Origin of the sequence: Limosilactobacillus balticus (assembly GCF_014145615.1) — a bacterium.
GTDB lineage: Bacteria > Bacillota > Bacilli > Lactobacillales > Lactobacillaceae > Limosilactobacillus > Limosilactobacillus balticus.
On record NZ_JACIVH010000064.1, the window covers coordinates 12,213 to 31,364 of the forward strand.

Consider the following 19,152-nt stretch of genomic DNA (forward strand, 5'->3'; position numbering starts at 1 on the left):
CTTTTATTGTTTTCTCACTTCAAACTACTCCAATCCGTCACTTTATAACCTATATTTACCTGGGCCCGTGATACATATGCTTTACCAGATCCGGAAACATTAAAAACTAATCTTCCTTTAGTAGTGCTGGTTGGAACCTTAATGTTAACTGTGCCAGCGGATTGCCAAGCACCGTTATTGACGATATAGACAACATTCGATTTGCCGGCTGAACTGCCATCACTCTTTAAGAATTCAACATAAGTAGTAGCGGAAATTGAATTATCGGTCGCATTTAACTTAGCCATGAGACGACTTGAGATGGAGGAGACACCGTTGAGATTAAATTCATTGCTTCTGAGAGTGCCTTGTTCAACCTCAATTACCGGACTGTCATTGTATTTTTCACTGGAAACAGTTCCGCCGGCCATCGTAGTTACTAAATTATGCTGACCATTTTGCATCCAGTAAATATTCTGGTCTACTGCTTCCATATTCTTATCCGTCTCTTTCTTATCATTCACGACTTGTGTTAATGACTTAGATTGCTGATCCATGCTATTTGCTAATCCACTAATCCGGAGTCGTTGTTCTTCAAGAGCTTCTTGCAGACGTTTAGCTTTCTGGTTTTGATAATCTAAAATAGTCGTTTTTGAATTATTTAACGTAATCTGGTTATCCTGTCCCTTGGCTTCCGGATAAATCGTATAGCCAACAGTTTTATAACTACCTGAATATTTATCACGCGCAAGCACCCTTAGAATTTCACCAGCAACAGGTATAAATGAATTTCCCTGGAGTGTAACTTCAATATTTAAATCCGGATCAGGTTTAAGAGTAGTTAAGGCATATTTACGCATTGCATCCGCATCTTGAAATCTTTCATCAACAAGATCAGGTCCAGGATGTTCTCCCCATTCGTCAATTGACTTTTGATCAACTACCATAAACGGTTGAAAATAATACTCTTCCTGTGATTCTGTGGTTGTATCATTTCCGACAGTATCATTGGTTTCTTTACCACCGATACCATCACGAATAACTTGTAAGGGATCAAGCCAGGTTCCATCATTTGACCAGGCACTTTTCAATGCAGTCATTAAATTCTTTTGCTTAGTAATTCCAATATGAAGATGGCTAGTATCACGGTGGCCAATAACATCCCCCGTCTTAACTTCTTGCCCAACTTGAACAGTAATATCTCCTCGATTCAAAAATGCTTCCTGGTAGCAAATTAAATAATCATTCGACACAATGGTTATATAGTTTTCCAGTCCAGCAATATATCCAATATTCTGGACTTTCCCACCATGAATCGCATGAACATCACGTCCAGGATGATCGACAGAACCAAAATCAAGACCATCATGAAAACCATTAGTTCGCCCTACTCCATCTTGAGGGTGCGTTCCAAAAGTTTGTCCCAATGAAAAATGACCTTCTCCAATATCTGGAAAAGGCCATCCCCACGGATTAGGTGGTGAAATGATCAATTTATCTTTCGTAATTGGAGCACCATGTGGACTCCAACCAGTAACACCATTAATTTGTCCTAACGCATTAGGAATATTAAAGAAAGTAACTAATGTATCAAAGCCATGTTTAACATTAGTATATGGTTCCCGACAATAATAATTAAAAGTCCGTTGCTTAAATTGAAGTAATCCAAGTGCTGGCCCTGTACCATCTCCATCTGGGTCGGCTCCAGGTTGTTGAGCATCTTGCCGGCCACTTGATTCATGTTGAATTTGTGCCCGTAAAACATTAAGCTGCTGAGCATTCGGTTTTATTCCATAAAAGCTAGCAGCATACTGAATAACTGGTGTCCAATCACCGTTGACTGGCTCAGTTGGTCCATTAGCATTAGTTCCACCTGTCCCGGTATAAACAGTGTGCTGAACCTCATGCTTACCACCAACACAACGAATCATATTAATAATTGATTGACTGTCCCGAGTAGTTTTAACTGACTTTGCATCCCTTGGAAAATCAATCACTCGACCATTATCCTTATAGAACTCATCTTCTGAATAAACTCGTATCTTCTTGTTATCCGGATATATAACTGCACTTGGCCATAACTCAGTAATCTTACTAAGCATCTCTTTACCACTGCCGCTATCGAACTTAGAAGTTGACTGCTTATCAAAATTACCATGAACTTCATAGCTAAAGCCTAGCTTATTTCCATCAATCCAAGCCTTTAGTAAGTCCTCAACTCCATAAGACTGATCCTTACTAGCATTACTATCCTGATTGTTATTTAAGGTAAGGTCACTTCGTTTATAAATTCGACTAATCTCATTATAGACATGCCAAGCAGTGATATTTTTCGTATTAGTATCAAAGTTTTCAACACAATTTTTTACAATATATTCCTGTCCCTCAAGCACAATCGAACTTTCAACATCTAATGGATCATACAATGCTGAATCGTAATCAAATACTGAAAAAGTCAATTGAAAGGTCGAATTCTTAGACCACTCGCTTTGCATTGTTGGCCAGAGAATAATGTCTCCGATTGGCTCCTTAGTTGTCTCTTTATGAGGTGTCATCAATACTAAACTAATTGTCCTCACCTCCTAACCAAGATACATAAATGGGAAACTGAATGTAATTTCCAAATCATCTGCACCAGTAACTTCAAAGTCATTCTTTCCAGGTGCTAAAGTAATATAGCCATAATCGGTATTGGCACTGTCTGGGTTATTATTCTTAAATGTCCGACGTCCCTTTAATAAAAGAGTATCGTTTCCGGATAGATTTTGATTGTACGTCCAGGAAGTATTAGTGGTTGTATTCTTTACCGTGAACTTTCCGCCATTATGCTTAATAGTAATTTTTAGATCATGGCGCTGTTCAACCGGGTCGATTGTAATATCACTATCATTAAAAATGAAAAATTTATTCTGACCCTTGAAATGATATGAAGGAGTTTCCTCATCCATGTTCATATTCAAATCTAAGAAATCCTCATCTTTCATCTCATCCGTATGCAATTTACTAAACCGCATTCCGCTAGGATTTTCGAAAGGTACTTCAAACGTACAATAGTTAACTTCTTCTGGTTCGCTTTTAATCTCAAACGAACTAGCCCGACAGTAACGGACAATATCCGGCTCAACTCCTGTTCTTAACCTAAAGATTCCTTTTTGTGCAAAGACACGATAAATTTCGTGTTTTGCCATCTTAAAGTCTTTTCGATCAAAGAACTGCAATAAGAACTTAGCAGTAATTGTTGTTTGACCATAACGGGAATAACTCCAAATTTGACCATCTTGTTGGGAATCATCACGGTAATTATTAACAATACTAGGCGATTCAGTTAAGCCAAGAAAAGTTAAGTGGTCAGTAATATCTGTACTGGCCACTTCTTTTTGATCATCAATTTTAATGTAAAGAATATTTACAGCGATTACGACCACCTCCTAAAGATGCTGATTATCAAATAATGCTTGATCAGTTCCTTCAATCCCATAAAACTGGTTCTTATCAAAGGCACCGGCTTTAATTGCAGAAAGTTGAGCTGCGTTTAAGCCCAGCATTGTCCCAAAGCGGTTGAGCATCTGGTCCATCCGGTCTAACATCTCTTTTTGCATTCCGTTATTACTTTGGCCACCGTTATTGTAATTATTTACAACTTGGGTGCTTTGCATATTAGGCTTGAAGTTAGTTAATACAGAAACAGCATCATCAGTACCATTAGCATATTGTGGTAAGTGCTTAAACATTTTTGCCGTTTGACTAGCACGAATAACTTTTGTTCCTCGTGGTGCTGGAAAGACTACATTACGCCCATAAGGAATAAATGGTGTTTCACCTGGGAATTGAACTAACTCACGAAAGACCGGGCCAGGTTGATCATTAACTTCCATCAATCCACCTTTATGGTAATTAGTTCCCTGAGCATGCTTTGATTTATGAAAAATAACATTAACTGTTTTCTCAATAGTATTAGGTATACTCATAAAATTATGGATTGCATCAAGTGCTGTTTTAATTGGCCCAGAAGCTTTATCGTTAGCTTTTGCAATTTTTGCTGGTCCCGTATTTGATCCCGCAAAAGTGTTTACACCATTACGAGCACTATACATAGGTCCAGAAGCACTATCAATTCCTTGTGCATTTTTAGGACTACCTGGGTTTGAATTAGCAAATACATTGACACCACCAGTAGCATTCCTCATCGGTCCACTAGCATTATCAATAGCAAGAGCATTCTTAGGCTGACCTGGATTAGCATGACGCCAAGATTGAAGTGCGTCATTAGCAGCTTTTAGATTACCACTGGCTTTATCATCAGCAATAATTTGTTTTGCAGCACTAGCCGGCATACCTTTCCACAGCCCGTAATCAGTGATCAGTTGCTGTAGTTCGGGGTCACCCTTAGCATTTACGATTGCTTGCTGTTGTTTAGGACTAAGTTGATTCCAGCGACCAATTTTATTGAGCGCATCCATTAATTGACCAGCACCTTGAGTAGTAACCAAAGCACGTTGTTGCTTAAACGAAAGACTATTCCAAACACCAGCCTGTACTAACGCATCAACTAATTGTGGAGTTCCCTTAGCGTCAATAATCGCTTCCTTTTGTTTTAAGGTTAAATTATTCCACTGTCCGGAACTTTGCAGTGCTTCATAAATTGGCTTAGTTGCCTTATTAGTAATTACTGCTTCCTGTTGCTTCAATGACAAGGAATTCCATGCACCGGATTCAAGCAGAATGTCGGCCATTTCTTGTTTACCTTTAGCTTTGACAATTGCCTCTTTAGTTTGAAGATCAAGATTATTCCATTGTCCTGAATCTTCTAATGCTTTAACGATTGTTTTATGAAACTTATCATGTAACCAAACTTCTTTTTCTGGCCAGCTCATTTTATCCCATTTTCCGTTTGCGATTAAAGCAGCCGCTACCATATGTTCTGCATTTGTGCTTAGTTTTCCTTTCTTTTCTAGAAGTTTAATTTGATTCCATTGATCTTTAGAATTAACAGCCTTGTTAACTTCCTCCTGGGCATTAGTCCGAACCTTACCAGTTTTTGGATCGAAAACTAAGTCATTCCACATATCAGCGGCTTTTTTAGCTTTTCCACTTAATTTAGTAGTATTTACCGCTAGGCTTTGTAGGTTTGTTTCGGCAGCTTTGGATTGCCGCTTAATCTCATCAGTGCCATCCTTATAACTAAGTCCCATACTTTTTAGGTCATTCTTAATTAATTTGGTACTCTCACCATTAGCACGGGCCAGGCGAATATATTCAGCAGCTGCTTTATTCGTGTAATCTGTTAATGCTTTCTTATTAGCACGCATACCGACCTTATACAGTTCAGAATCTTTTCCGTAGCGTTTAGCAAGCATTGAAGACTGCTTCTTGTATTGATTTTCCATTTCAGCAGTTTCACTTGTTATATCTCCCATTCTTGTTGAGCGTTGTTGCATGGACATGTGCTTAACATCGTTATTAAGGACAGCCATTGCTTTAGCACGCTTACTTCCACTTAATTTAAGAATTTTCATCTCATCGTTAAGCATTTCCTGCTGGTTGTTCTTTAACATGACTCGCTGAGTATCATTTAATTGTGAAACTTTTTTATTGTGGTCAGATAGAATTGTTTGAACACGCTGATTGGCATCATCCGCATCATTCACATATGAATTATATTGATTTTTCTCCTTTTCTAACTCATCGTCAATAGCTTTAGATATTTCTGGAGACAAACCTTTTTCTGCCTTCTTGGCATTAGCAAAATGTTGTTTTGCACTATTTTCAATATTAGTAAACTCACGGTCAAAATCAGTAGCTAATTTCTTTGTTGAAGTTGAGGCAGCAACATCCATATCTGACAGAGTGTTCTGAATTCCTTGAGAAGTCGACTGCATTTTTGATAAAGCCTTATCAGCAGCTGCACCAACATCAGATCCCCAACGATTCGTTCGTTGTGATGATTCGACAGCTTTCTTACCCCAAAGCTCCCAAACAGTAATTCCACCGGCAATGGCTAAAGTAGCAATTCCAGCAACGGCGGCAACTGTTCCTAAAGATACTCCAGCCGCGGCAGTAGCAGCACCTGCTTCACCTGCAGCCACACCAGTACCTTGTAAAGCGACAGTCGCAGCACCAACACCGTTAGCAGCTTGAACCGCCCGACCACCTGCACCAGTCATGGTTGTTCCAAACTTTGCAGCTTGAAACGTTGATTTTGAAAAGGCTGAACCAATAACATCTAAGCCACTAGCGCCTAACTTCATCGCAGTCTGTGCCCGACCTAAACCAGCAGCAAGCTTACCAAAAGCAAGGACAGTTTTACCAGCACCGCTCGTCAACTTACCGAGAATTAAGAACAATGGGCCAGCTCCCGCAGTGAATAAGGTAGTTGCTACAATTGCCTTCTGAACAGCTGGTGATAAATCTCCGAAGCCATGAGCAAGCTTGGAAATATTTTGTACTAACGGAATCACTGCTGGCAGAACATACTTAGCCATATCCATTCCAGCATTCGTTAGTGATTCCTTGAAAATTGCTAGCTGTACTTTAGGAGACTTAAGGTTCTTTTGTGCAAGATCACCAATATAATCACGCTTAGCAGAATTTTGAACTTCTTTGTTTAATTCCCGTAAACGGTTGGCGTTTTCAGTTAAAATAGCACCAGCTTGTTGACCGGTAGTCCCGAATAACGCATGGAAGATGTCATTTTTTTGCTTACCGGTCATTCCCTTCATGTGATCGCCTAATGTCTTGAAGATGGATGACATTGACTTCAATTTACCATTTTTATCTAAGAAGTCCTTAGTACTTAAATTGATACTTGCTAATGCCTTTTGACCATTTGCGGTAGGAGTAACTAAAGAATTAATTACTTTCCGTAATCCAGTACCAGCTTTGTCCGCTTCCAGACCATTATTAGAAAGAATACCCATCGCACTAGCAGTTTCCGAGAGACTAAAACCTGCTTGATGAGCAGTTGATCCAACATATGACATCCCCACACCTAGTGACTGGAAGTCAGTTGAAGTTGCATCGGCAGCATAGGCTAATTCATTTAACGTCTTAGTAGATCGCCGTTGCATGACTGCAGCATTCTTGATGGGACGTCCTGCTTTATCAGTTGCCAAACCAAATGATTCCATCGTTTGAGAGGCAACATTGATTACATCATTAAAATCATCCCCGGTGGCTACGGAGGCTTTCAATTCGTTCCGCATTACTCCGATTGCTGCTTTAGATGTGTAACCACGCTTTACTAGATCTTGATACCCGGCAGCGATCTTTTGCTGACTAACACCATACTCGTCAGAATACTTCCGTGCATCCGCGGTCATCTTCTTATAGGCATAGTTAGTTTCTGCGGCAGATTCTCCAGAGGTCCGGATAACATTTTTAGTCTTAAGCATCTGATCTTGAAAATCAACTAGCTTCTTTGCAGAATAAGTTAACCCAGCGGCGATAGGTAACGTTAGATATTCTGACATTCCTCGGCCAAGTCCTGATACTTTAGAACCAACACTGGTGGCCACGTTCCCAAAATGTTGGGTTCGATTAGCAAGTTGCGTCCACTTGTTCGACTGTAATTCAATATCACGATTGAGAGCTTGCATTCGCCCACGTAATTGTTCGATTTGCGCAGACGTTTTATTATATTGAGTTGCTGCCTTAGCTCGTGACTGCTCGCTCCTGGTAGTATCATCCATTGCTTTCTTAGCATTCTGGAGTTGCGCATTATAATTGCGCATTTGTTGACTCATAGTCGCATAAGCAGCACGCATATTATTAATACTTCCACCGGATGCTTTCAATGCCGCTTCTTGTGCACGTAAAGCATTGGCTGTTGATTTAATTTGCGCTTTTAAAACACCATTAGCCGCTTTAAATGGATTAATATCCAAACTAACAGTCGCTGCCAAATGCCCTAATGATTGGGTCATTATTTAACCTCCTTTCCTAGAATAAGAATGGGAATGCTTTATCAATAGTTGTCTGTTTTTCTTCAAAGACATAATCCATTAACTTCAAATCAGCAAGTGTGAGTTTACTAATTTCATTCCACGTATAACCTTGACTGATTTGATTCTTAATAAAATCGCTGAGACTCTTGATTGAATCATCAATCATCTCAATTGTTATTTTTTTGCTGATTTTTTGTTTTTATTATCTTCTTCCGCATTGTAGCCAAGTGTTAAATTAACCGCTGTAACCATTTGATTAAAACCATCAACAGCACTAACACCTTTCAAGATGTCATCTTTGGTTAAACCTTGTCCCCAGAAACGTGAAGCAAATTCAGCATAGAGGTCCATTCGTTTAGCATTTTGCTCATCCGTTGGGCCCTTATCTCCACCAAACATTTCAGTTTCAAGTCGTTGAATTTTTAATGCGTCTAGCAGATTCTCCAACATTGGCGGACGTTTCCGTTCATAGTCGGAATCCTTACCTTCTAGTTGAACTTTTAATTTTAATGGCATTCCTATCTCCTCCTCATCGTCTCACTTAACTCGTCTCTGTCTGATTAATTATTTATCCGTTATCAACAACAGTTCCTGGCTTAGTATCTTTTGTATTAGTTGGATCAGTTACTGGAGCTTCTTCACCAAAGACCATTGCATGGAATTTAGCAAAATCAAATCCTTCATTATCTTCACGACCGATTAAAAGGATGGTTCCAGTATCTGCATCCCCACGCGGAACAAAATTACCTTCGATTTCATCTGCTTCTGGATCTGGAGCACCATCCTGGGTCTTAACTGAAATACCAGGCAACGAGAACATCCCCTTGGTTAAACCAACCCAACAATGCTTCCCGTTTGAAAGTTTTGTCCGGAACATAGTAGCTACATAATTTGGCATAAGGTTCTTAGTGTAAACTTCTGTACCATTTTGAATATCAATTCCATATAAATCTTTCTTCATTTGAGTATCAACATCATAAAGATTAAGTGTTTCCTTTGCTTCGGTAATTCCACCAGAAAGAACCAAATAGGGGCCATCATCGGCTGCTATTGTCTTCAAGTCATTAGTTAACTCTAGTTTAACTTCACTTAATCCGCTTATCTTTCGGGTATCTTTAATCTTTTCGTTCTCGTCTAGTACCCCATATTCAAAATTAGAGGCCCCAAACTTAGCAACTTTTGCATTTGGTGTTCCCATTAAATATCATTCCTTTCTTCAAACCCTTCAAAGTTGGCTGTAACCATTATGCAATTATCCAAGTCCGGATCCGGATAAGAATTCTTGTAGTAACGTTCAAAGCCATGACTGTGGAGAGTTTCATATATTCGTTCTTGAATGTCCATTAGCCGGTCATCATTCTCTTCACGAATCCAAAAATCAACTTGTACACGTGGGTATTCAAAAAAGCGAGCATCGTCACTATAGATCGCATCATCCCCAGGTATGGGAGTAATCCGAATCCACGGTGCTGAACTCGCTTTAATAAATGGATCATCAGGCGTACTAGTAAAAATTGGAACATATGATAATTTATCTTGTCGCAACTCATCCATTATTGCGACTAAGCGCTCATCATTCGTCAGATAATCGGCTACTTGCATCTCTGGAGTTTTCATACTTTCAAGTCCTCAATATATTTAGCAAGTATCTCTTTTTTAGATTGTGCCCGTGCTTTTTCAATAAAGTGCTGTGGATGTTGTTTAGAAGTTCCCGCATTGGGAAAGTGAGCGATCCAACCTTTTTCTTTGTCATAACCAACATCCATTGAATAATCACCATCACTAGTTTTCAAATTACCGTGTTTGGTATGTTCAGCTAAGGGAGTCATATTAGAGTGATCACCACTCTTTGCAACTGGAGTAACTTCTTTTAATTTCTCTTGAAAGACTTTAGCACCATCACGCGTTGCTTTTCGTGCCTTCTTTTCTTCCGTCTTTTCAAGTTTAGTTAAGTTAGCAATTAACTCTGCTTCACCGGTCACTGCCATTTTGGACAACCTCCTGGGCGGTAATTTTTGTTAGATCCCGCTTTGCATAATCAGGATCCATTCCCGTGATTTCATACCATTTTCCTCGCCAGTTAATTAACCAATTCGATTGAATTTCCTTACGAGTTTTGAAGGCAATTAAAAACGTGGGTGATTCTTTTCTGAACCCCACGTTTGAACTGTTTTGGATAAATTCACGGACTGACAGCTTAGGAACTTCTGCCCACACGGTAAATTCCTTAACTTTCTGATCCTTGATCGGTCGATGAGTTTCCGGATTGATCCCCATTTGGACTGAGTAAAATGTTATCCGTTCCGTCATGTTCCGTAGTTTCATCGGTATTCACCTCACTACTTATTTGATTAATAAGGCCATCAATTCCTGATGAAAGAACTGGTCGGTAACTATCTGCAGTAATTCCTCGCTCGTAGAAGTCTTCTTTCACCTGCTTCATAAGTGCAATTTTGAATCGCGGTTCGTCAGAGTAGTCAGCAGGCTTACTCTCCCATTTAATTGCCCTTGCAATCATCAATGCGGCAGCATCAACAATTATTTTAAGAATTTCATCATCAAAGTCCTGGTCAATTTTGCAGTAGTTTTTTAGATTGGCAAAGAATTGTTCATCACTCGAGAAAGTGTAGTCTGTTTCCATCCTACTCACCTAGCTTTGCTAACAGTTGATCCTTAGTATCGGTTGAAGTATAGGCAATTCCATGATCATCTAAGTACTTTTTGATTGTGTCTACCGTATCAGCACTAGTCGGTTTAACGTCCGCCCCGTTGTCGGACGGCGTTATTTTGACGCTGCTGATGGACCAGTAACAAAGTAACCAGCGTTTTCATCGGCCTTCTTCACATCTAAACGAAGAACCGCTTGGAGGTATTGACCATAAATATCATTATCAACCCACCGTACCTGGAGATCTTTTCGATTTGCTAAAATAATTGCACGGTATGGATCACCAACAAAGGCATGAGCTTCACCCTTTGCTCCAAATAAGTCATCTTCAATTACAGCAACGTTGATTCCAGAGACCGCTTTACCAGACGGACTAGAAATACTATCTTGAAGTAAGTAACGTCCATTCTTATCTTTCAATGTATCAAGCCAGTTGTAGAAGCTTTGGCTGGCAATAATCATCTTATTGTAAGCCACATCTAAATCGACATTCCAAATTTTCTTTAGGTCATCGATTGCATTAGAGCCATCAACGGTCTTAGCTGAAAATCCCTTAAAAATTGTAGCAATAGCCGCATTCTTTGTATTTAAGGATTGTTCTTTTGCGTTTCGAGCAACTAATCCAGTTAAATCAATTGCTGAATCATCAATCGATTCTTGTGAAATAGGAATTGCTCCACGATAGGTCTCAATTTGCCATGCTACCTTAAGAAATTCAGGTTTTTGAAGATCAGGATTCTTTGCAAGTTCTTCAACAGTATGCATTTGAGCAGTTGCCTTTTTAAGAATTGGATAACTACCAGAAGCAGTTGTGGCGTTAAATACTTGAACAAATTGGCTAAGATCAGTTACTGTTTTAATTTCATTTTCAGGATTGTAAATGATTGATTCAGGAATAGTAACGCTTGCGTCTGAAGAAGTAATTCCAGTAGTACCATCACGATGTTCTTGGTGAAGATATGCGTTGAAATTACGTTTTTCTTCATTTTCGTCCTCGTTATTTTGGGAACGCTTATGAGGATCTGGAGCTGGATTACCCTTAGCTGCTTTACGGTAAAGCTTAAGGTCATCTTCAATACTCCGAACTTCCTTTTCAGCAGCTTCAATTTCAGAACGTAATGACTTAGCTCGTGTTAAGTCTTCATCAGTTGCGTCTTCATTTGAGAGTAGTTGGCGCATTTCATTAGTTTTTTCGTTAATTAATGCTCGCTTACCTTCTTTTTGAGCAAGCAATTCTTTAATTTTTTCGCGAAACATTTAATTTCCTCCTTCGAGTGTCTTCAATAATTCTTGTCGTTCTAATTCACGTAACATCTTTTTACGTTTCTGATCAGTAGCATCTCTATTTTCTTGGCTCTGCATTTGCTTAACCATATTGATCGAACGCTGACCGACCTGAACTTCTGTATCCGGATAAGCAGGTGTTGTAACTACTGATACATCGAACAAACGATCAATTTGTCGAATGGTTCGTTCATAATCAACTCCATCCTGATTAGATTCTTCCCAGTCTTGGGCCTCATCTGTGTTGGCCACCGTAAAAGCAAAGCTGCATTGATTAATAACGCCTGCCTTGATATTGGCGATCAAATCACGCGCAAATGATGTATCAGTTGGCTTAACAGTGAATTTCAAGCCAATTGCATCAGAAGATAAAGTCATGTTCACCCCTGATCGTCCCAGTACCTGGTTAGGATCGTGATTGATCGTCGCTACTACATTTGACATATCAGCGTCATCGAACGCTCCTGGAGCAATTTGCTCAATAAAGCGAGTAAAGCCACCCAAAACTTCGGATGGCTTATTGTATTTGGCTGCATAACCTTCAATTACTGGTTCATCATCTTCATCAGTTGCTGCTCTCATCTGAATTGGCATCATCAACTGTCGAGTTTCCAAGTCGCTTGTCATCGATTCCACCTCCCTTCGCTGTTGATTGTTTCTGATACTCTTCTTTTTTATCAAGAAAGACAGTGTTCAAGGTTGATTGGAAACGATCCAAATCTGGGTTATCAGACTTTACTAATCCCATTCGAACACGCCCTTCATTAGGAGTAATAACATTATTCGTAACTCCCTTTTGCACATCGTCCATCGACATCCCTGTTTCTTTGCGAGTATCAAATTCAATGTGGCAGTTATGACGTTGCCGATCAGTCAGCATTGTCATTTCCAAGTTACTTGCAATCGGTTTGAAGTAATAAGGTAAATCAGAAGTAATAAAGTCTTCATTTAACTGTTTAATCGATTGGTTAGGACTATTAACTGCTAATTTATATGCCGGAATATGCAACGCTTTGGCAATTTGAGCAGTTGAATAGTTATTGCTATTAATTAGTTGCAAAACATTAGTGTCAACTTCAATTGGTGAGTATTCAAATCGATCATCAATAATAATGGGACTACCTGCATTACTATTACGTTGAGAATATTCAAAATCTTTTCGTGTTTTAAGTCGCGCTTCTGGACTTAACTTACCCTTAGCCTTTAGCAATCCACCTTTAAGACCTGACTTAAAGAACCGCCGTAAAGTTTTGATCCCATCATCTTGTAAGCCAATCTCATCAGCCAAAGACAACAACGGCGACCGGCCATGAATACCATCATAGGTAAAGAACATAAAATGAATTACATCTTCAGCCGGCACAACGATTGTTTGACCACCGCCTTTTTGATTGATGGGTGTAAATTCGTACTTAATATTCATTACATCAGAATCATCAATATAGGTTTGCGATGGTGGAAAATATTGTATTTCTAACGGTGCTTTTGTATGAGGGTCGCGAATTATCCGTGAAAAACCATCCCCTGTTAAAATGGCGTTAACAGTCATTAGGAAACGCCAATGATAAGCAGATAACATATCGTTTGGGTGCTTATTCAGCAAGTAATCAACGCTTTTGATATTCTTTACTGCATTTTTATCATCATCCAAAATGACAATCGGAAATCGAGCCACATTACTAGCAACATGAGAGACTGCAGTTAGCACATCAGAGTTTCTAAGAGCACCTATTCCACTATAAGATGGCATATTGCTAAACCCAGGAAGAATTCCCTGATCGATATAATCTTGTGCCCAGTCGCGTTTCTCGGTATGGAATAACACTCAACTTCACCCCCTTTCATAAGAGATAAAAGCCATTACGAATAATTCAATTGAGATAATCAACAAGCCAATCTTCGTGGAAAATAAAAAGCCTGTAACTGCTAAACAGATACAAGCTAATAAAAATAGGAGAATTGGTTCATTTAGTTTCCAGAATTTCATGTTACATCACCCGAAGCAACAATTTTAAATCTGCTTTGGTAACACCAAACTTTTCAATGTATGGAGCAAGTTTTTTCAATCGTTCTAAACGATCTTGATATTCCTTAATAACCGGCGTCAGATCGACCATCATTTCTTTGTTATCACAGAATAAGACCTTTTTATCCATATTTTTCACTCTCCTACTTTTGAACTCCATTAATAAAGTCAATTGCTTCCTTAGTTAAGGCCAATGGATGGAAATATTCTCCATCTGAACAGTCATTGATGATCTTCCCTTTTAATAGGTGTTCCACATCATTTTTAGTGATAAAGGTGGTCCAGTTGCTATCGTTGCCATATTCATCTAGTTGCTTAATATCATGGCTAAATTTATCTTTTTCAGAAACCAAAGTCATCATTAAACACATCCTCATCTGTTAAATAATCATCAATATTTTCACGGAAACAAATTGCATATGCGTCTAGCAATGCATCAGCAGCATCAATCTTATTTGAATAACGGTTCTTATCAATCCGGACACCATTGTTATCTGATTTAAGGATCGCGTTAGCCATCGCACCGGTTAAAATCTCATTGCCAGAATGTCGAACTCGCTTATCTAAAATATCATCCCTAAATTGCTTGGTTGGCATTGAAAGGGTTAAAGTTCCTTGGCGGACAGATATTTGTTGCCATTCCGGATGACCTTTTTCAATCTGAGTTAACAAGGTTCCATATTGTGCCGGGTCATAACAAATTGCCTGAACATCAAGATTGTGTTCTCTGACAAAGCCATCCAGCCATTCATATACCCGTTCAACATCAATAACTCCAGATTCAAGCTTCGTAATTTCACACTGGCCCATCCCTTGCAACCGGACATAATCTAACCGGTCTGCTTTAATCTTTGCTTCCAAACCATATTTAGTACCGACAAACGCATAAGAATCCGCATACCAATACCCCTCTTGAGGAATTAACCAACTAATTGCATAAAGGTCAGATGATTTACCAACGTCAATCCCAAACCAAACTCGTTGACCATCAATGTCAATTGGATCAATTTGAGCTGCATTCCAAGTATCAATATCCATATAACTATCCTCTTCGGCTTGTCGCCACATATTAAAGTTCTTAACTAGAACAGAATTCTTTGTTCCTTTTTGTTTAGCTTCTTTCCATCGCTTGGCTAAATACCCATATACTTGGTCTTGTAAAGCTGGGACACTCAGAATTGGATTGGATTTAATCCAGGTACTTTTATCATCAACTTCCGATACATTATCTTGTTCAGCAATGTAGGCAAAATAAGTATCATCAGTGATTTCACCTTTCAAAACCTTCGTCGCATAGGGATATTCAATTGTATGCATTGGAACATTCAAGTCAAAGCCGGCTGTTGAAATAATCATAATAAGCGAGTTATGAAGTAAGGCCTGACCGGATTCTAGTAATTCCATCATTTCAGTAGTCTTACTTGCAGCGTATTCATCTAAGATTCCAACATGAGGTTCAAAACCATCAACCGTTCCAGTTTCCTTAGAAAGAGAACGTACATAAGAATAATCATCAAGGTTACTGATTAAATCACGATTAACCTTTGTTCCACGTTTTGTATCACCATCACTAGAACGTAGAGCATTCAAGCGTTTTTTAATCATATTAAAAACGATATTAGCTTGCTTTTTGTCGTTAGCAGTACAAAATATTTGCCGAGAGAATTCGGGTGAGTTACCCATCAAGAACTCATACAATGCAATTCCGGAAATAAGAATCGACTTACCATTCTTTCGAGCCATTGATAGCATTCCTTTCCAGAAGCGCCGTTCAGATGGTTTATCCTTCTTCCACCAGCCATACATATTTGCAATGATGAACCGTTGAAAATCTGCTAAAGGATACGCCCGCATCGTTTTTGGATCCGGAAGTATTTCCATGAATTGAATAACCTTATTGGCACGTTCATTATCATAAAAATATTCAAAGTCATCATTATCCGCCTTTTTAAGATCAGTTAAGTACCTTTCTGCAGCTAAAATCACTTTTTTACCAGCAATTATTTTGCCAGCAACGACCTTTTCAGCATAATCTTTAGCGTAATTCATCATGAAATCCTAAACTTATCACGCAAGGATTGATGCTCTTCCTTGTCAGTTTGTGGCATGTTCATCTGCAGACGCGAATTAACATTAAGCCCAAGATCAGATGCAAGACCCTTTATTGCCCTGGTTGCTTTATCAATTGTCTTAATTGCGCTATTGATTTTAGCAATGTTCTTTCTTTTCTTGGACTGTTCCTTATTTAATTGAACGGAAGCATCTTTATAAATGCTGTACCAGGTACAATACAATTCCAGTTCGCTCCGGTCCAAGTTACGCAATGGCAGCTTTCCGATAGAACTAATAATTCGCCGGTATTCTGCTTTGGCCACTTTATCTAAATGTGCCGGCGGAGTCTTTTGTAACTCAGGTAACCCATCAGCAGCCATAAATTCTGCCTTATATTTTGCTTCTTGTTCAACCACTCTAAGGTGGCCCGTTGACTGTGATAATAATTTTTGCTTTCTTGCCAAAAAGCTCACCTCCGTGCTATGATAAAAGCATCAAGAAACGCATATCCTCAAGCTTTTAACAGCTTGGGGATTTTTTAGTATCGGGCCTAAAAATGAAAAATTGTTGGAATTTATCGTGCAAAAAAGTCGATGTGCGTTCCAGCGTTTTGAAAAATCTAACCCCCGTTCAAAATGAAGGGGGGCTTATCCATTCTTGACGACCCGATAGCCGGTAAAATCAGCTGTTTGGAAGCCGTTCAAAATCTTCTGAAATGAAATTTGTTCTTTCCGTTCACGTAATCGTTCCTCACAGACGTTTGGATCAGTCATGATAACAATATGATTGATTCGATGATAGTTACTAAGCAATGTATCAATCCGCTTATCTGGTAACGTCTTAATGATCCAAACATTATTGAATGTCTGTTCTGCCTTTAGCTTTCGTAACATCTGATCAAAGAATAGTGTAATGTAATCGTGGATGTCGTGATTGCTTTGTTGCATTGGTAAACCAGATAATGCATGCATTAACTCATCATAATCATAAATAAGATCATGATCAGTCATGTGTTGCTTTACGTATGTTGTCTTACCACTTGCAGGTAAACCACAAATAATATTGATATTCATATAACGTTCCAATCCTTTATGATGTTTCATCCATTCACGTTTCGTTTTAATCTTATGACATCCCCGACAGAGTGATTGTAGATTGTCATTATTAAGTCGATCACTCCAATCGTCCTTGCTGGGGATGATATGGTCAACCAGTTCTGCATCCATTCCACAACGCTGACACAATCCATAATCACGTTCAAGTATCTCTTGTCGCTTATGCTTCCATTCCGTTGAGTGATAGAACTTAACGTAATCATTCTCTTCAACATTACGATGGAAGTTATATGCTTTGTCGTTATCCTTGCGAACTACCTTGTCATAGGATACCAGTGTTGGTTTCCCATTGATAAAGGTTAGCTTGGTTGGTTTCAATATACTCATCCCCTTTCTAATATGTATGAGGGCAAAATAAAAGACGGTAGCCATTTGCTATCGCCTTAATCATTTAATCTTTTATGTATTAGTTCGTCTAATTCTTTCAAGTCGTCATCAGTAGCTAAATCACGGATAAACTTACGAGCATATGAACGGTAACGATATATCCGATTCTTATCCTTGTTCTTATCGTCCCACTTTTTCTTGGCTCTTTGTTGTGCTTCACTAACCATAATATCGACCTTCTAACATTAATATGGTATACTGTATATGCAAAAGGACAAGAGCTGCTACCTCTCGTCCCTTTGCGATCCGGAAAAAACGAGTTTGCTGGCTAACCGCTATTTGCGATTAGCTTTTTTTACTATCGCATATGCAATTGCAAAGTTGATACTTGCAACTGATATTGCTACGAGAGCATTAACGATAACTGCATCCTCATGTTTCCAGATAAACTCTTTCATCCATTGAACTCGCCTCCATCCGGATAGAAAGGCTGTCGCCGGATCGCTGTAGAATATTGATAAGGTCGCGACTCCTTACCTCATCTACATCTATCATTATACCTTATTAACATATAAACAACAATAGAAAATCAAATCTTTTTGAGTATAAATTTAGCCGACAAGCTTTGACCTGTCGGCTTTTATTTTAATTTAGTCCATTATCTATTTGTAAAATTGCTTTGATTCTTTGTATAACATCTTCTGTCATCTTTTTATAACCATTATAATCTTCTTCATAAATTATTGTATATTGTGTTGCAATATCAAATGGTAGTCGATTGTTATAATCATTTTCTAGGCTGTTTTGACTGCATAATGTTATTACTTTTTTTCCAATCGTATCGCATATTCCAAGTTCATAAAAAACGTTAGGATTTCGGTTACTAATATCAGCAATAATAAAGCTAGAAGCACAAATATCTTGCCAGATATTCTCTACAATGTTATTACCGCGAGTTGGGTCAAATCTGTCTGCGGATCTTATTAAATCGCAATCAATGTTATTACTGCTAATTGCATCTTTTATTGCTTGCATTGCATTCTCTGGTCCATTTTCAAAAGGCAAAACGTAAAAACCTTGATTAGGCTTTACAACAATATCTCTTGCTTGAAATCTAGGGTTAAAATTCATAATCGCACTCTTCCTTTCAAACTCGTTAACAATCTGATTTCTCACCTTTAACCAACAATTTACAAAAACTCCTATTGATGCATCAATACTAGTAATATTATGTTTTAAAAACCCACTCATACGATCGCAAATATCATTGAACAATTTTAACTTTTCGATATCATTTTTATCGAATGCTTCTTTTGCAACTGAAATGCTTTCCTTAAATTGAATAATACTTACATCAAAGTAACAATCAAATGTAAAACCTAATTCCCGAGTTCCAATAGCATTAGCTTCTTTTAGTGTGGGCAATTTTTCTTGCTCCTTTTTTTCGTAAGAAATTGTATTGAGCTCAACTATTGCTTTTTCATCACCTAAAAATACTCGAAATTCTTCTTTTCCAAAAGATATAAGAATATTCTTTGGAGTTTTCAATGAGTAATCAAATTCTCTCAAATTAGCATCTATAGTTAAAAACAAAAAATCCAAAAATTTATAAATATCTCCGCTTTTAAAATTGTAAAAATCTTCAGATTCTTTAGGTTTGTGCAGTGTATTAAATGTACTAGAATAATAAGCCAACTTATTTTCACCTCATTACATATAATACAAAAGCCTAGCTATATTAGCCAGACTCTTGCAAGG

At 38.4% G+C, this 19,152-nt stretch carries 21 protein-coding genes; all 21 read right to left on the reverse strand.

Going from position 1 to position 19,152, the window contains the following annotated elements:
- Positions 1-14: 14 nt before the first annotated feature.
- The 21 genes from H5S10_RS04645 to H5S10_RS04745 all read right to left on the reverse strand — a co-directional run bounded on the left by H5S10_RS04645 (position 15) and on the right by H5S10_RS04745 (position 19,089).
- Positions 15-2,534: a phage tail protein gene (locus tag H5S10_RS04645; protein ID WP_182588998.1), complete on the reverse strand. Its 2,520-nt coding sequence runs from the start codon at positions 2,532-2,534 to the stop codon at positions 15-17.
- A 27-nt stretch (positions 2,535-2,561) separates the two neighbouring features.
- A complete protein-coding gene (locus tag H5S10_RS04650) occupies positions 2,562-3,350 on the reverse strand; it encodes a phage tail domain-containing protein (RefSeq protein WP_231796084.1) in 789 nt (262 codons plus the stop codon).
- Between the two features lie 57 nt (positions 3,351-3,407).
- Entirely contained in the window at positions 3,408-7,901 is a 4,494-nt protein-coding gene (locus H5S10_RS04655; protein ID WP_182588900.1) for a phage tail tape measure protein, read from the reverse strand.
- A gap of 16 nt (positions 7,902-7,917) precedes the next feature.
- On the reverse strand, positions 7,918-8,088 hold the full coding sequence (locus tag H5S10_RS04660) for a hypothetical protein (protein ID WP_003670999.1): 171 nt from the start codon (positions 8,086-8,088) through the stop codon (positions 7,918-7,920).
- Positions 8,089-8,096: 8 nt separating this feature from the next.
- Positions 8,097-8,438, reverse strand: a complete 342-nt coding sequence (gene gpG, locus H5S10_RS04665) for a phage tail assembly chaperone G (RefSeq protein WP_152699486.1) — start codon at positions 8,436-8,438, stop codon at positions 8,097-8,099.
- 52 nt (positions 8,439-8,490) lie between these two features.
- Positions 8,491-9,120, reverse strand: a complete 630-nt coding sequence (locus H5S10_RS04670; RefSeq protein WP_182588901.1) for a major tail protein — start codon at positions 9,118-9,120, stop codon at positions 8,491-8,493.
- A complete protein-coding gene (locus tag H5S10_RS04675) occupies positions 9,120-9,539 on the reverse strand; it encodes a hypothetical protein (protein ID WP_132140188.1) in 420 nt (139 codons plus the stop codon). The genes H5S10_RS04670 and H5S10_RS04675 overlap by 1 nt, the downstream gene beginning before the upstream one ends.
- Entirely contained in the window at positions 9,536-9,910 is a 375-nt protein-coding gene (locus tag H5S10_RS04680; protein ID WP_102816552.1) for an HK97-gp10 family putative phage morphogenesis protein, read from the reverse strand. The genes H5S10_RS04675 and H5S10_RS04680 overlap by 4 nt, the downstream gene beginning before the upstream one ends.
- Entirely contained in the window at positions 9,894-10,247 is a 354-nt protein-coding gene (locus H5S10_RS04685; protein WP_153705146.1) for a phage head closure protein, read from the reverse strand. The genes H5S10_RS04680 and H5S10_RS04685 overlap by 17 nt, the downstream gene beginning before the upstream one ends.
- The gene (locus H5S10_RS04690; RefSeq protein ID WP_182588902.1) at positions 10,150-10,563 is read right to left on the reverse strand and encodes a head-tail connector protein; all 414 of its coding nucleotides are present in this window, start codon (positions 10,561-10,563) and stop codon (positions 10,150-10,152) included. Before H5S10_RS04690 ends, H5S10_RS04685 begins: the two co-directional genes overlap by 98 nt.
- 141 nt (positions 10,564-10,704) lie before the next feature.
- Positions 10,705-11,847, reverse strand: coding sequence for a phage major capsid protein (locus H5S10_RS04695; protein ID WP_003663713.1), 1,143 nt, complete (start codon positions 11,845-11,847; stop codon positions 10,705-10,707).
- Entirely contained in the window at positions 11,848-12,501 is a 654-nt protein-coding gene (locus tag H5S10_RS04700) for an HK97 family phage prohead protease (RefSeq protein WP_152699492.1), read from the reverse strand.
- Entirely contained in the window at positions 12,440-13,699 is a 1,260-nt protein-coding gene (locus H5S10_RS04705; protein WP_182588903.1) for a phage portal protein, read from the reverse strand. The genes H5S10_RS04700 and H5S10_RS04705 overlap by 62 nt, the downstream gene beginning before the upstream one ends.
- Before the next feature lie 6 nt (positions 13,700-13,705).
- Positions 13,706-13,861: a DUF1056 family protein gene (locus H5S10_RS10550; protein WP_081120407.1), complete on the reverse strand. Its 156-nt coding sequence runs from the start codon at positions 13,859-13,861 to the stop codon at positions 13,706-13,708.
- Between the two features lies 1 nt (position 13,862).
- The gene (locus H5S10_RS04715) at positions 13,863-14,030 is read right to left on the reverse strand and encodes a hypothetical protein (RefSeq protein WP_153930672.1); all 168 of its coding nucleotides are present in this window, start codon (positions 14,028-14,030) and stop codon (positions 13,863-13,865) included.
- Between the two features lie 13 nt (positions 14,031-14,043).
- A complete protein-coding gene (locus tag H5S10_RS04720) occupies positions 14,044-14,262 on the reverse strand; it encodes a hypothetical protein (protein WP_132140191.1) in 219 nt (72 codons plus the stop codon).
- The gene (locus H5S10_RS04725; protein WP_407657687.1) at positions 14,243-15,952 is read right to left on the reverse strand and encodes a terminase large subunit; all 1,710 of its coding nucleotides are present in this window, start codon (positions 15,950-15,952) and stop codon (positions 14,243-14,245) included. Before H5S10_RS04725 ends, H5S10_RS04720 begins: the two co-directional genes overlap by 20 nt.
- Positions 15,949-16,416: a phage terminase small subunit P27 family gene (locus H5S10_RS04730; RefSeq protein ID WP_182588905.1), complete on the reverse strand. Its 468-nt coding sequence runs from the start codon at positions 16,414-16,416 to the stop codon at positions 15,949-15,951. Before H5S10_RS04730 ends, H5S10_RS04725 begins: the two co-directional genes overlap by 4 nt.
- Positions 16,417-16,599: 183 nt before the next feature.
- On the reverse strand, positions 16,600-17,394 hold the full coding sequence (locus H5S10_RS04735; RefSeq protein WP_182588906.1) for an HNH endonuclease: 795 nt from the start codon (positions 17,392-17,394) through the stop codon (positions 16,600-16,602).
- A 56-nt stretch (positions 17,395-17,450) separates the two neighbouring features.
- The gene (locus H5S10_RS04740; protein WP_003663929.1) at positions 17,451-17,621 is read right to left on the reverse strand and encodes a hypothetical protein; all 171 of its coding nucleotides are present in this window, start codon (positions 17,619-17,621) and stop codon (positions 17,451-17,453) included.
- A gap of 418 nt (positions 17,622-18,039) precedes the next feature.
- Positions 18,040-19,089 carry a hypothetical protein gene (locus H5S10_RS04745; protein WP_182588907.1) on the reverse strand — a complete coding sequence of 350 codons (1,050 nt, stop codon included), beginning with the start codon at positions 19,087-19,089 and terminating at the stop codon, positions 18,040-18,042.
- Positions 19,090-19,152: the final 63 nt, after the last annotated feature.

Bases quoted from the DNA above. Each gene is read 5' to 3' on its own strand.
- H5S10_RS04725 (WP_407657687.1), bottom strand. From the start codon at position 15,952: ATGATGAATTACGCTAAAGATTATGCTGAAAAGGTCGTTGCTGGCAAA.
- H5S10_RS04680 (WP_102816552.1), bottom strand. From the start codon at position 9,910: ATGGCAGTGACCGGTGAAGCAGAGTTAATTGCTAACTTAACTAAACTT.
- H5S10_RS04660 (WP_003670999.1), bottom strand. From the start codon at position 8,088: ATGATTGATGATTCAATCAAGAGTCTCAGCGATTTTATTAAGAATCAA.
- H5S10_RS04715 (WP_153930672.1), bottom strand. From the start codon at position 14,030: ATGGATAAAAAGGTCTTATTCTGTGATAACAAAGAAATGATGGTCGAT.
- H5S10_RS04695 (WP_003663713.1), bottom strand. From the start codon at position 11,847: ATGTTTCGCGAAAAAATTAAAGAATTGCTTGCTCAAAAAGAAGGTAAG.
- H5S10_RS04675 (WP_132140188.1), bottom strand. From the start codon at position 9,539: ATGAAAACTCCAGAGATGCAAGTAGCCGATTATCTGACGAATGATGAG.
- H5S10_RS10550 (WP_081120407.1), bottom strand. From the start codon at position 13,861: ATGAAATTCTGGAAACTAAATGAACCAATTCTCCTATTTTTATTAGCT.
- H5S10_RS04720 (WP_132140191.1), bottom strand. From the start codon at position 14,262: ATGATGACTTTGGTTTCTGAAAAAGATAAATTTAGCCATGATATTAAG.
- H5S10_RS04700 (WP_152699492.1), bottom strand. From the start codon at position 12,501: ATGACAAGCGACTTGGAAACTCGACAGTTGATGATGCCAATTCAGATG.
- H5S10_RS04670 (WP_182588901.1), bottom strand. From the start codon at position 9,120: ATGGGAACACCAAATGCAAAAGTTGCTAAGTTTGGGGCCTCTAATTTT.
- H5S10_RS04690 (WP_182588902.1), bottom strand. From the start codon at position 10,563: ATGGAAACAGACTACACTTTCTCGAGTGATGAACAATTCTTTGCCAAT.
- gpG (WP_152699486.1), bottom strand. From the start codon at position 8,438: ATGCCATTAAAATTAAAAGTTCAACTAGAAGGTAAGGATTCCGACTAT.
- H5S10_RS04740 (WP_003663929.1), bottom strand. From the start codon at position 17,621: ATGGTTAGTGAAGCACAACAAAGAGCCAAGAAAAAGTGGGACGATAAG.
- H5S10_RS04655 (WP_182588900.1), bottom strand. From the start codon at position 7,901: ATGACCCAATCATTAGGGCATTTGGCAGCGACTGTTAGTTTGGATATT.
- H5S10_RS04685 (WP_153705146.1), bottom strand. From the start codon at position 10,247: ATGAAACTACGGAACATGACGGAACGGATAACATTTTACTCAGTCCAA.
- H5S10_RS04735 (WP_182588906.1), bottom strand. From the start codon at position 17,394: ATGAGTATATTGAAACCAACCAAGCTAACCTTTATCAATGGGAAACCA.
- H5S10_RS04645 (WP_182588998.1), bottom strand. From the start codon at position 2,534: ATGACACCTCATAAAGAGACAACTAAGGAGCCAATCGGAGACATTATT.